Source organism: Colwellia sp. MB02u-9 (assembly GCF_014077085.1).
Classification (GTDB): Bacteria; Pseudomonadota; Gammaproteobacteria; order Enterobacterales; family Alteromonadaceae; genus Cognaticolwellia.
In genome coordinates this window covers 79,559-92,348 of the sequence record NZ_JACGVF010000094.1, presented here as the reverse complement: position 1 = coordinate 92,348, position 12,790 = coordinate 79,559, and the positions used below count along the sequence as shown (strand labels likewise).

The window sequence follows — 12,790 nt, the reverse complement described above, 5'->3', positions numbered from 1 at the left end:
ACATTTCCTCGTTTAAGCCAATAAGTGATAACCGGCATCAACAAAGGTAATATTGCCGGTAACACTTTTAGCCGCGTCACTAACAAGGCTGGTGGCTATGTTGCCTACGTCTTCGATAGTGACTAGTTGGCGCATAGGTGCTCGTGCTCTTGCGTCATTGATAAGTTCATCAAAAAAAGCGATACCAGAGGCTGCGCGTGTTTGTAATGGGCCCGGAGAAAGCGCATTAACTCGAATGCCTGCTGGGCCAAGTTCGGCGGCTAAATAACGTACCGACGATTCCAACGCTGCTTTTACTGGCCCCATAATATTGTAATGTTCGACCACTTTTTCTGCGCCATAGTAACTAACCGTGAGTAAGCAGCCGCCATTTTTCATTAAAGGTTCTGCTTTACGGGCCATACGGATAAACGAATGGCAAGAAATATCCATTGCTTGAGAAAAGCCTATTCGAGAACAATCAGTGACCCGTCCATGTAAGTCGTCTTTTGGACAATAGGCAATTGAGTGTAAAATAAAATCTAACTCGCCCCACGTTGTAGCGATACGCTGAAAAACAGCATCAAGTTGACTGTCATCTTGTACATCCAGTGGTAACAATATTTCGGCGTTAACCTCAGTTGCCACGGGTTCAACATAGGCCTTACTTTTTTCATTAATATAGGTGATAGCAAGTTTTGCACCTGCTAGTGCAAATGCCTTAGCACAGCCCGCTGCGATAGATTGCTCATTGGCAATACCTACCACTAACCCTCGTTTTCCTTCGAGTATCTTCATCTTGCTTTTCCTCAAGCTATTAGTTTTGAAATATATAAGTGCCAGGGGCATCACAAAGTACACTAAGTTTTTTGTTGGGCGCGCCCATGGTAGGCGGGGCAGTTAATTTACTGGAATGGTTATGCAGCCACTTTGTTAACTCTGGCCACCATGAACCCTCATGATGTGCTTGCTTAGCTTCCCAGCTGTTTGGATCAGTATATTTAGCCTCTTTCTTAGTGGTGGCTATTTGGTAACTTCTGCGTGGATGCCCAGGCTCGCTCACTATGCCGGCATTATGGCCACCGCTGGTTAACAAAAAGGTAACGTCAGTATCACTCAATAAATGAAATTTATAAACTGACTGCCAAGGGGCCACATGGTCTTTTTGCGTGCCAACAACAAATGCAGGAGCGCGGATATCAGAAATAGAAATGGGTTTATCATCTACAAGATAGCGACCTTCAGTCAGGTCATTATCTAAAAATAGCTTACGTAAGTAATGTGAATGCATTTTATACGGCATACGAGTGGTGTCGGAATTCCACGCCATTAAGTCGTTAACCGGCGTGCGGTTACCCATTAAATAATCATGTACCATGCGCGACCAAATTAAGTCATTTGAGCGCAGTAATTGAAAAGCGCCCGACATTTGCTTCGCGTCTAAATAGCCTTGTTCCCACATCATGTCTTCTAAAAAGCTAACCTGGCTTTCATTAATGAATAACATTAATTCACCGGCTTCTGAAAAATCGACTTGAGTGGCTAACAATGAAAGTGATTGGATTCTATCATCTCCGTCTCTAGACATAGCAGCCGCAGCTATTGAGAGTAATGTACCGCCTAAGCAATAACCAATACCATGGATTTTCGCTTTACCGGTAATTTTACCTATGGTGTCGATGGCATCCATAACGCCATACTTGCGATAATCAGCCATGCCTAAATCACGGTCGTCTTGGTCTGGATTTTTCCATGAGACCATAAACACGGTAAACCCTTGCTCGGTTAAGTATTTTACTAGCGAGTTTTGAGCTGATAAATCAAGAATGTAGTATTTCATGATCCATGCCGGCACAATTAGAATGGGCTCTGGACGAACTTGCTCTGTTACAGGGGTATATTGAATTAATTCAATTAAGTGGTTGCGATAAACCACCTTTCCCGGCGTAACAGCCAGATTTTTACCAACCGCATATTCTTCCGTACCCACAGGTTTTTTATTACCAATATGGCGTTGCATGTCGTCCATCAGGTTTTGCATACCCCGGACTAAATTTTGACCACCTTCTTGTTTAGTTTGTTCCAGTAATTGCGGGTTGGTCAGCAAGTAATTTGAGGGTGAAAATATATCCAACATTTGCCGAGTGGCAAACTCAACCACATTCTCATGCTGTTGAGTGACACCGTTCACATCGGTTGTTGCATTTGACCACCACTGCTGGTTGAGTAAAAACGACTGGGATAAAAGATTAAATGGCCACGTTTGCCAAGTTGGGTCGCTAAAGCGTTTATCGAAGGGTAAAGGTTCTATGCAAGGCTGATTTTGACCTTTCTGTGTTGTGCACTCGCTAAGATAGCCGGCGAGTCGAGTAGACTTTCTAGTCGCTTTTTCCATAAGGTGAGCTTGTTTACCTGGTGATAAAGCTAAGTGCACAGCCCAATCAGCATAAGCGGCCATTAGTGCGCTTGGTGATAACCCTGATGTCAATTTAGACATAGCGGCATGTAGCGTTTTATCCATAGCATCATATTGCGAATTTTCTTTTTTCATTTTACATTCCTTAAATATGTAGTCACCGGCAATTACTGCTGCTTATTGGGGTAAGTGGCCTTGTATTAGCTTGTGTTAGCTCAGTTGCTCAATTGAATTAATGGTGTTTGTAGAACATGCACTAAGCCGTTAACTAGAACATGCTCAATAATTTAATAAGTACCCATAATTTATCAGTGAATAACTTCCCTTAACAATTGGTGATTGCCACACGCTTATGTGGATAACCACAATTGGCTCAGGGTTTAAAATTCAATATACTGATTTCATTTTCAAGTTCATTCAGAGCCTTATGAAGACTGAGCCACGCCTTATACAAGCATCTGTTTTTCTGCAAAATTTATCGCAGACGGTTGCTTTGTGGCTGGCTTTATTAACTGGGCTGGGTGTAATGGCCATTCAATATGCCACTTGGCTGAATGGCAGCGGGGAAGGGTATTCTCTTTTTGCGTTAAGCTTTGATCAAGGTAGTCAATTCAATAGTCATTTAACGGTTAGCTTATTACTGAGTGTATTGTCTGGGCTGTTGGTCTATCAAGCATTGATGAATAGAATTAGAACTCAGCAATTAAAAAACAAAGCTAAATATTTAACCACCTTGTTTCAACAATTACCGGGAACGACTTATCGCTTTATTATGGATGCAAATGATCTGCGTATTGAGGGGGTTTCGAGTGACATTTATCAACAACGCATTGCTGAAGATAGCGCTCGTTTGCAGACAGAAAAATTGGCGCATGTGGCTCGCTTAAATGCACTGGGAGAAATGGCGTCTGGCATTGCCCACGAAATTAATCAGCCACTTGCGGCAATCTCTTTATTTGCGCAAGCAGGAAAACGCTTGCTGGCTTGTGGTCAATACGAACGTGTACCCGAGGTGTTTGACAAATTAAGTCAACATGCGCAGCGTGCTGGTGTAATTATTGAGCGTATACAGTCAATGGCTAAGCCACATAATCGGGTGAAAAAATTGGTAGGCTGCTATGATTTAATCACTGAGGTTGCTCAACTTGCCCAAGCTGAAGCTCGCTTTTATGATATTAAAATAGAGCTAGTTATTGCAAGAAAACTGCCTATGGTTAAGATCGATGTATTGCAAATTCAACAAGTTATATTAAATTTGCTGCGCAATGGTATGCAGGCCATGAGTGCAATTAATTGTCGTAATGGTAATGAGATTTTCTTAAAAGCTAAGATGAATAACCGTAATGAATTAGAAATTGGGGTTGTAGACAGCGGCGATGGCATATCAGAGCAAGCTGGAAACAGTTTATTTAAAGCCTTTTCAACCACCAAAGAAACGGGCATAGGCATGGGGTTAGTGATCAGCCGAGCGATTATAGAGGCACATAACGGATTGATTAAATTTTTTAATAATAAAAATGGTGGTGCGACCTTTTATTTCACTTTGCCTACCACTAAGCGAGACAGCTAATATGCAAATAGCACAAATAGTGTATGTTGTTGACGACGATGAAGGGATTCGAGAAGGCTTAAGTCTGTTGTTAGAAACTACAGGGCAATTAGTTAAATCATACAGCAATGCGGCTGATTTTTTAGATGACTACGACAAGACAATGCGCGGTTGTCTTATTCTAGATATTCGCATGCCGCGTATGACCGGCTTAGACTTACAAAAAAAACTGAACAACTGTGGCGCTTCGCTACCCATCATTTTTATTACCGGTCATGGCGATATTCCTATGGCGGTTGAGGCTATGCGCCAAGGCGCACTTGACTTTATCCGCAAACCCTTCAGAGAGCAAGACCTACTCGACAGAATTAATCAAGCCCTTCTGATTGATGCTAGTAGGAGTAAGCAACAAGATGATCGTAGCATTACACTAAGCAAACTGGCCTTACTTTCTGAACGCGAACGGCAAATTTTTGAGCGTGTGGCAAAAGGTGAAATGAACAAAGTTATTGCTCATGACCTTGGCATAAGTGAAAGGACAGTTGAAGTACACCGCTCACAAGTCATGAAAAAGCTTGAGGTAAGAACTTTAGCAGAACTTGTACGCTTTAAACTGCAAGAAGAAATATCGACATTAAGTTAACTTGTTATCGTGTTTTTATCAAGGTAACTAGATGAAGTATAACGAGTATATTTAAAAAATATTGTGGTCGATTTTGCTTTGTCATGACTCTATTGTTAATGGCGATTTTTTGAGGCCATCATTTATTTAAAGGCCCTAAGTTATTATTTCATCATTTTTTCTTAGCAGGGCATTAACATTTTTGTGCTGGATAAATTTATTGCTACCCGATGTTTTAGTTTTAGCACTTTATATCTATCTTTATAGAATAAACTTTACTACCTGTTTTAGTTTTAGTTATAGGTAAACCAATAGGGAACGTTTATGTTTCAAGTATTTACAGATCTAGCCTCGTGGTTAGTTGTTGATATATTCGGTCTGTCAAAAGCAACAAAATTAGGCGACGCATTACATTTCTTCATTGAAGATACCACTAAGATATTTTTTTTGTTGCTTGTGATGATTTACGCTATTGCCTTGTTAAGAGCGTCAATGAATGTAGAGCGTGTTCGTGATTACTTAGCCGGTAAACATAAAGGTGTCGGTTATTTATTAGGCTCAAGTTTCGGCGCAATAACACCCTTTTGCTCTTGTTCAAGCATTCCGGTATTTTTAGGTTTTACTTCTGCGGGTATTCCTGTGGGCATAACCATGTCATTCCTCATTACATCACCGCTAATTAATGAAGTAGCCGTATTATTGTTACTGAGTTTATTAGGTTGGAAGTTTACTGTGCTTTACGTTGTTGTGGGTATGTCGGTAGGTATTTTAGGCGGCGTTTTTCTTGATGCCATCAAAGCTGAACGTTGGTTGCAATCTTTTGCTGCAAAAGCTTTAGCACAAGGCAAAAACGCTTCTACAGAGAAAGCCAAACGACCAGCAGCTTTATCCTTTAAAGAAAGACATACTTTTGCTAAACAAGAAATGTTAGAAATATTTTCTCGGGTATGGAAATGGGTCATCATAGGTGTGGGCTTAGGATCTGCTTTACATGGTTTTGTGCCTGACGGTTGGATTCAAGCACATTTAGGTGATGGTCAGTGGTGGTCGGTTCCCGCTGCGGTATTACTTGGCATACCATTATATTCTAATGCCACTGGCGTTATTCCTGTTATGGAAGGTTTAATTAAGCAAGGGTTGCCTATTGGTACAACACTCGCCTTTTGTATGAGCACTGTTGCTGCAAGTTTTCCCGAGTTTATTTTATTAAAGCAAGTGATGCAGTGGCGCTTATTGGCCGTGCTTTTTATGCTATTACTTATCGCATTTACATTAATTGGTTGGATTTTTAATTTTTTAACACCATTTATTTAAGCGTTGAATTTTAACGCTTTATTTTAGTTTTACATTAAATAGGAAACGCTAATGAAAGAAATAAAAGTACTAGGTACGGGTTGTGCTAAGTGTATAAAAACAGTAGAAATAATTTCAAAAATAGCCAGTGAACTTAATATTGATATCCAAATAAATAAAGTGACTGATCCCGAAATAATTATGGCCTATGGCGTAATGAGTACACCGGCCATAATTATTGATGAAATAAACGTGCACAGTGGCTCTATTCCCCATCGTCAAGATATTGAATTATGGTTGAAAAAATAGTGCAGGTGACATTGCATAGCTCAGTATTTGTTACGGTAAATAATACTGAGCTATGAACTACGAACACAGATGCTAAGTTTATACTCGACAGTTATATCTACCTAGACACCTGCCATTCAGCAGCTTTGGTATATAACTAACCTGTTTTAAAGTGAGTGTCAGCTGCGCACAAAACAATAAGCCACTTAACATTTTGATGTTTTTTATAAATTATCAGCGGAATTAATTTTAACTTGTGAGTCAGATTAGTTGTCTGGCGGTTGTATGCTTTTCTAATCAAGAGCGAGTTTTTATTCTTAGTTATTGCAGTATGATTTTTAAGACTGGTTAGAATATTTTGCCTCTGTAGACAGCAAACTAATTTATTATCTTAGCCAGTGTTAACTTTCACCCGTATACTGTTTATTTATACAGTATATCTTGGTAGAATCATTTTAATCCTTCTTTAGCCAACCTCAAGTTACCATGACAAAACAAAAAATCAGCTTTGAACAACGTTATGATGAAATAGGTCAAACCCTTAAAAGCTATTTTGCTACTTTAGATCTAGCACAAAAAACCTTTGTAAATTACTGCAAATTTAATGGCCGATTACTATTTATAGAAGAACAAAGGTTCAACGAAAAAGAGCAGGGGTTTTCAGAACAATATAAAATAGTGACTGCCTTACAAAAAGTCCTCGCTTTAGAATATAACGATGCACCCAGTTCTTTTGCGTTACCAGGTAGTACGGAAACTTTTCATGCGGTTATTGCATTGCCAACAGAATGTGAAGAAACCATTATGGATATTAATGAGACAAAACATCTTATTGGTGAGTTATTAGCTTCAACAGTTGACGCTAGAACAAAAGTTGATGGCAATTGGACACCGATGAATAAAGAATTATTGCGCGCTATTGGCAGACCTAGAGCCAATATTAAACAAGTTAAACGTCGTTTAAATGTGCATAAACAGCAATATAGCCGTATTTCATATAGTGGCACTTGGCAACGGCCAAACTATCGCAAAACATATGAAGATGTTAAAGCCTTGTTATCTCAATTCACCTCAGAGCAAGCTAAATATGACCGAGAGACTTTGGAAAAATATAAACATCTTAAAACCTTCGCGTTATATTACGACAAACATTACAGCTCGATGGACGGAAACTTTAAACTAAAAGAGCCGGTAATAATAAAGCATAAAGATGGCAGTGAATCAGAAAAAAGTATTTTGACACAAAAAATTTCATCTCCTATTTATTTATTGTGTGAGGGTGATGTGAAAGATGTAGATGTTGAGGTTCGCTATAAAATTAAAGAAAATAAAAATACCCGTAGCTCGTTTAAAGTAGTGATTGGAGAAAAACCTATTCTGAGATCAGTGCCGGTTTACTTATATCATGAGGAATAACTCATGAGTACTTCACAACTTACTCTGGTTATTAAAGAGCAAGGATTATAATGAGCATATAACTCATTGTGACTATAAGGGTTAGTACAAAATAATATATTTTAAACGTAACGCTGCACAAGTACCGTGGCCAACTAGCCATAAAAACAAATAGAATCAACACGCATTTTATAGTTTTAAATCAGTAAATGTAATCAAGGTAACTCGAATTTAAACCTAAGCCGAAAGTAGGGGGGGTGAGTTCAACACGTATCTCTACTGAGTTTGTTGCAACACCAGTTCACGCGAACTATCACTGAACAACGAAAAAATATAACGCTGGTTAGTTAGCCATAAATTTCTTGGTTAAGTGAGGTGGTTCAGCGAGCACTACTCTTTTATCATATCTTTCGGCTTAGGTTTAAAAGTGCACTTTTTTATAATATCCATACTATTGTCAAGAGCTATAAGCCATGTGAAATGAATTATTTAAGTAAAATCTCATCGATATACCCCTTGTAAATGGATGATAGTTATTATAAAAACTCTAGGTTTTAACATTGCTATTAATAAGCATAAATAAGATGTCACTCGCTTTATACTAAGATAAATTACACATATTTGACGCTATGAGTCATCCTGTTGTGTAATCCTGCTTTGAACATCGAAATACTTATGTCGTGAATGAAACTTAGAAAGGGCACTTAGTGCCATATTTAGTGTGGCGTTCAGTTCAGTGGTTAGATGACTCGTTACCAAATCTTAAAACAATCATAGAGAAAACTTTCGATATCATCCTTGTAAGTGCTATTTAGATGCAGTTATCACCAGACGAACAAAGCAAAAGCCTTAAAACTATCAATAATCTATTAAATAAAAATGGTTACCTTGTTATCACGTTGTGCCATAGAAATTTTGAAGACGGTCGCACAGCATTTTAACTTAATGCAAAAAGAGCAATAGCTGAAGCAAAGCAGCATGGTTTATCACTGATATTATCTAATAAACATTAAGGTGACAAACTCAGCAGAGATGATGTTTCCTGGCATGCCTTATGTTTAAAAGCATGATTCCAAATATAGTTTTTTCAACATACACTACCTAAGTGTATGTTATAATGAGACATTAGATTAGTAAATTAATACCTGATTAAAGCAACATCTGCAATGGAACCGTGATGCACAAAGGACAGTTAAAAAGCTGGAAAGATGATAAAGGATTTGGCTTCATTCAATCGAGTGACCTTACTCAAGATACGTTTATTCATATCTCTTCATTAAAAAACATGAGTAGGAAGCCTAAAATAGGTGATTTCATCTACTTTGAAGTAGAAAAACATAACGGTAAAACCAAAGCGATTAACTGTCGTATTGAAGGTGTAGCAGCTAAAGGGATACAAAGGCATAAACCTCGTATTCATAAAAATACCTCAACGCCTAAAAGTAAGCTTGTCTTAATACTTGTGGTCATAGGGATTGCTGCTTTTGCATTTCAACGATTAGGGTTAGCGCCTTCAAACAAGCCCACACAGCAAACTCCAAATATTTTAAGACCAAGTAATTTCTTATTAGAAAGCGCTTTTTCTAATACCAACTCAGAATTTTCGTGTGACGGCAGGCAGCATTGCAGCCAAATGACATCTCGCGCAGAAGCCGTGTACTTTATTAATTACTGTCCAAACACAAAAATGGATGGTGATAGAGACGGTATTCCTTGTGAAAATGACTCACGATTTTAATCTCATCATGGATAAGAAGGAACAACACCAAGATTACTTGGCTTTTCATAGAGAAAGTAGGTTTAAACAATAGTTAATTACGGTATTTTGTAATATAAAAAATGGATGAACAGGTGATTATGTTAATCCAAGTTAAGAACTAGATCTTGTGCTTTTTAGTTTCAATAACTTACGTGGATTTTGCAAAGATCTTTTTCTACTGTTTCCAAGCTAACAGTTAGAACTTCATTATGTTTGCAAGTTAACGACTGGATCTTCAGTTTAAGACTAAGCAATCCATACATAGTAGGGCCTGCGAAAATTCGCAGTTATATTAATACAAATGCTAATAATGTCTAGGTTAAATTGCTAAGTTTGAAAGGGGAAAATAGTTGAAGGTTGTCGAAGGGAGATTTAATCTACTTTGTGCTCTAAAGGAGGAGATCTACAATGGAGACGAAATTGTAGTAGTTTTTCATATGTAATTGATATAAATACTGGGTAGGTTTTACGTCCCAAGTTTGCCAAGTATACTTTTATCGCTTTTATAACAACGAGCCAACGCAAAGCTAATTTTTCTTTTAACCCGTACTCTATTAGGTACGAAAGAGTACAACTAAAGGAATAGCAGTTTTTTAGCCTTTCACAATGCTCTTTATGTTGTTGATATTCAAATCGTGAATTTGAGAAGCTGGTGGGTCCTTCCACTGCCCAGGCAATTATTCTATGGATCTTTTCTAGATCAATTTCTTCTTTGCTTCCATCACGCTTTGTTACGAATAAGTTATTATCCAATTAAAGTTTGTCCTCACTTATAACAGAGTTTGTAAACTACATTAATACTTGCTCTACCATCGGAAAAGGCTATAACCTTTCCCATAAAAATCAGTTTATTTAATTATTACAATCAAATAAATATATCCTGAATTTAATGTTAAAAAATAGTGACTTAATATAAGTCGTTAAAATAAATGTTACTTTAAAATTGCTTCTATATATCTTCCTTACTTTTTAAAACTACTGTTATTGTCTATTGGTTTTATGTTTTTTTGTTTAATCCTGCTAATCGATAATGACCTCCGTTTGGCTATTAAGTAAAAGCACCAAATTCCTAATGAAATATAAAGATTATTAATATCTTCAGCTCCCATTAGCATTTCGGTCACTCGCCTTATCAATCTGAAAGCTGCATAGCTTTTAATTGCGTATAGAAGAGTGTTTTTTAAGTTTGTTATAAATTTTTTCCCCATAAGAAAGTTTGCCTTATTATTGGGGAAAGGTTTTTAACTGATTTTCATGCTCGCAGTGAGAACGAGCTAATAATAGGTATGGGGTCAGTTGTTATAAAAACAACTGATTGTATTGTTTTAATTGAAGTTTATTCTTGGTGAAGACTCTTGCTTAATTAGTTATTTTAGTAACTATTACCGTTGATAAAATTCGTGTTTAATGAAAAGATTAACTTCTATAGAAATACAGTTTTCATGGAAGAGTAGTTAATGGTAGTTTCTTCTGCTCAATACGCCTATGCAAATGATTGTTCAGGTGTGTTGACCCACATATCAAATGTTATAAAGCATAACTCATACACTTGCCCTGGTTGCTGTGAAGAAATGGTAGCGGTTAAAGGTAAAGTTAACGTGCATCATTTTCGTCATAACAATGCGACCTGTAGTTACGAGAGTTATCTTCACAATGCAGCAAAAAACGCTTTTTATAATAGATTTAATGAATCTACTGACCTTATAGTTCTTATGCTAGAAAGAGCTATAACTTGCCAGAGTAAAAAGAAGTCGTTTTTAAATGATGACAGCATCAGCTGTACTAATTTGGTTGAAGCAAAATACAACCTTAGGAATTTGTTTAATGAAGCCTTTTTAGAACTATATGATAAGAGCACTGGCTTCACCCCGGATGTCATGTTGTCTAATTCAGATAATGGCAGTAAATGCTATATCGAAGTTTTTGTTACGCATGAATGTTCTGAAGAAAAGATAGCTTCTGGTATTCCAATCATTGAAATATCAGTGAATGATGAAAATGATATTAAATACATTCAAGAATCTGACTTTTCAATAAATGATATTAACATCTCATTATATAACTTCAGTGCAAAAGAAAAATCAGTTCAAGAGTGTCACCAAAACTGTAGTTTAATCTCTAACAAGTTTGAAACTTGGACCTTGAGTGCCAGTGGGCGCTTAAACAAACTTGTAAAATCGTTTAATCATTTATCAGAAGAAGAGCTTTCGCTTAACAATTGTTGGCCGGATAATCTAGATAATAGTACTAAGACAGAAAAAATCATCAATTTAGTGAAAGAAATGGACCCAGAAAATATCTATTCAAATTGCTTAAAGTGTATTAATGCTTCAGGTTGGGACGATGGACAAGTTAGTTGCGCAATAAAACACACTAGTGTGCCTTATACAGAATCTAAGGCCTGTAAGCATTATAAAGTAGTAGAAGCATGAGTAAGAAGTTAACAAAAGAACAAAAAAAGATAGTAGATCATTTCTATGGTCATGCACTAGTTAAAGCCGTACCTGGTAGTGGCAAAACAACTACTTTAATAATGCGAGTAACCAACTTGCTCACGAAAGGTGTTCCTGCTCAAAGCATACTCATCCTAATGTACAACAAGGCTGCACAAATCAGCTTTCAAGAAAAACTAAACATTGCAATTAGTAAATATAACTTAGCCTACTCACCAGAAGTGCGAACATTTAACAGTTACGCTCTTAAGTTAATTGACCAAGCACAAAAATCTAAATTAATAAGACGGAAAACGCTTATAAGGCCAGAAGATTTTCAATACCAAGGTTTATTAAGAGAATGCTACTTATTCGGAAATCAAATCGAAGGTAGTTACGTTGATAATAATGATATCGAGAAGTTAGAATTAAATATTTCAAACTGGCGCTTAGAAGAACTAACGCCTGATGATTTAGAAAAAGACCCTAACTACAAAGATGTTGATGCAAGTAATAAACGAACATATCGAAAGTATTGTGAGTTGCTAGAACAACATAGCCTTAGAACATTTGATGACTCATTGATTGAAGCTGTTCAATTACTTCGTTCTAATCAATTTTCAACACCAATATTTAGCCAAGTAATTATTGATGAATATCAAGATGTTAATTACATACAGAATGAATTAATAAAAGGAATAACTCAGGAGCGAACAAGTGTAATGGTTGTCGGAGATGTTAACCAGTGCATTTATGAATGGCGAGGCAGTCGCCCTGATTTTATTGAAGGAATATTTGAAAGAGACTTTAAAAAAAGCAAAGTTTACAACCTATCATGTACCTTTAGATATGGGCACCAATTGGCGTATGTGGCTAACTCTGTTATTAGTAAAAACAAGGATCAAAATATAAATTGTATGCTGGAGATAGTGCTTTTAAATCTTCTTGGACACAGAGTATTCAGCGTTCAGTTGGTTTATAAAGCAGGGCAGTTATCAATGTTTCAATTACAAAGATAAATAAATATGCATAGAAAGATAATAAAAAAGATAAAAAT

10 protein-coding genes are annotated in these 12,790 nt (G+C 36.9%); 8 read left to right on the top strand and 2 right to left on the bottom strand.

Annotated elements, in window-relative coordinates:
- Positions 1-12 precede the first annotated feature (12 nt).
- Together fabI and H4J65_RS09085 are read right to left on the bottom strand one after the other, a co-directional pair.
- Positions 13-777, bottom strand: a complete 765-nt coding sequence (gene fabI, locus H4J65_RS09090; RefSeq protein WP_220465115.1) for an enoyl-ACP reductase FabI — start codon at positions 775-777, stop codon at positions 13-15.
- A 19-nt stretch (positions 778-796) separates the two neighbouring features.
- The gene (locus H4J65_RS09085) at positions 797-2,530 is read right to left on the bottom strand and encodes an alpha/beta hydrolase (protein WP_182197732.1); all 1,734 of its coding nucleotides are present in this window, start codon (positions 2,528-2,530) and stop codon (positions 797-799) included.
- A 292-nt stretch (positions 2,531-2,822) separates the two neighbouring features.
- On the opposite strand from H4J65_RS09085, the gene H4J65_RS09080 reads away from it, so the two are divergent.
- The 8 genes from H4J65_RS09080 to H4J65_RS09040 all read left to right on the top strand — a co-directional run bounded on the left by H4J65_RS09080 (position 2,823) and on the right by H4J65_RS09040 (position 12,752).
- Positions 2,823-3,965 carry a sensor histidine kinase gene (locus tag H4J65_RS09080; protein ID WP_182197730.1) on the top strand — a complete coding sequence of 381 codons (1,143 nt, stop codon included), beginning with the start codon at positions 2,823-2,825 and terminating at the stop codon, positions 3,963-3,965.
- 1 nt (position 3,966) lies between these two features.
- Positions 3,967-4,587 (top strand): response regulator transcription factor, encoded by a 621-nt coding sequence (locus H4J65_RS09075; protein ID WP_182197727.1) that lies wholly within the window; start codon positions 3,967-3,969, stop codon positions 4,585-4,587.
- A gap of 303 nt (positions 4,588-4,890) precedes the next feature.
- Complete coding sequence (locus H4J65_RS09070) at positions 4,891-5,880, top strand: permease (protein WP_182137968.1); 990 nt, start codon at positions 4,891-4,893, stop codon at positions 5,878-5,880.
- A 51-nt stretch (positions 5,881-5,931) separates the two neighbouring features.
- Positions 5,932-6,168, top strand: coding sequence for a thioredoxin family protein (locus H4J65_RS09065; RefSeq protein WP_182183624.1), 237 nt, complete (start codon positions 5,932-5,934; stop codon positions 6,166-6,168).
- A 465-nt stretch (positions 6,169-6,633) separates the two neighbouring features.
- Positions 6,634-7,563 carry a hypothetical protein gene (locus H4J65_RS09060; protein WP_182137970.1) on the top strand — a complete coding sequence of 310 codons (930 nt, stop codon included), beginning with the start codon at positions 6,634-6,636 and terminating at the stop codon, positions 7,561-7,563.
- A gap of 1,156 nt (positions 7,564-8,719) precedes the next feature.
- Positions 8,720-9,280 (top strand): cold shock domain-containing protein, encoded by a 561-nt coding sequence (locus tag H4J65_RS09055; protein ID WP_182197725.1) that lies wholly within the window; start codon positions 8,720-8,722, stop codon positions 9,278-9,280.
- 1,478 nt (positions 9,281-10,758) lie between these two features.
- Entirely contained in the window at positions 10,759-11,733 is a 975-nt protein-coding gene (locus H4J65_RS09045) for a hypothetical protein (protein WP_182197713.1), read from the top strand.
- Complete coding sequence (locus H4J65_RS09040; RefSeq protein ID WP_182197711.1) at positions 11,730-12,752, top strand: UvrD-helicase domain-containing protein; 1,023 nt, start codon at positions 11,730-11,732, stop codon at positions 12,750-12,752. Before H4J65_RS09045 ends, H4J65_RS09040 begins: the two co-directional genes overlap by 4 nt.
- Positions 12,753-12,790: the final 38 nt, after the last annotated feature.

Excerpts from the sequence above, each read along its gene's own strand:
- fabI (WP_220465115.1), bottom strand. The coding sequence starts at position 777 with ATGAAGATACTCGAAGGAAAACGAGGGTTAGTGGTAGGTATTGCCAAT.
- H4J65_RS09085 (WP_182197732.1), bottom strand. The coding sequence starts at position 2,530 with ATGAAAAAAGAAAATTCGCAATATGATGCTATGGATAAAACGCTACAT.
- H4J65_RS09080 (WP_182197730.1), top strand. The coding sequence starts at position 2,823 with ATGAAGACTGAGCCACGCCTTATACAAGCATCTGTTTTTCTGCAAAAT.
- H4J65_RS09075 (WP_182197727.1), top strand. The coding sequence starts at position 3,967 with ATGCAAATAGCACAAATAGTGTATGTTGTTGACGACGATGAAGGGATT.
- H4J65_RS09070 (WP_182137968.1), top strand. The coding sequence starts at position 4,891 with ATGTTTCAAGTATTTACAGATCTAGCCTCGTGGTTAGTTGTTGATATA.
- H4J65_RS09065 (WP_182183624.1), top strand. The coding sequence starts at position 5,932 with ATGAAAGAAATAAAAGTACTAGGTACGGGTTGTGCTAAGTGTATAAAA.
- H4J65_RS09060 (WP_182137970.1), top strand. The coding sequence starts at position 6,634 with ATGACAAAACAAAAAATCAGCTTTGAACAACGTTATGATGAAATAGGT.
- H4J65_RS09055 (WP_182197725.1), top strand. The coding sequence starts at position 8,720 with ATGCACAAAGGACAGTTAAAAAGCTGGAAAGATGATAAAGGATTTGGC.
- H4J65_RS09045 (WP_182197713.1), top strand. The coding sequence starts at position 10,759 with ATGGTAGTTTCTTCTGCTCAATACGCCTATGCAAATGATTGTTCAGGT.
- H4J65_RS09040 (WP_182197711.1), top strand. The coding sequence starts at position 11,730 with ATGAGTAAGAAGTTAACAAAAGAACAAAAAAAGATAGTAGATCATTTC.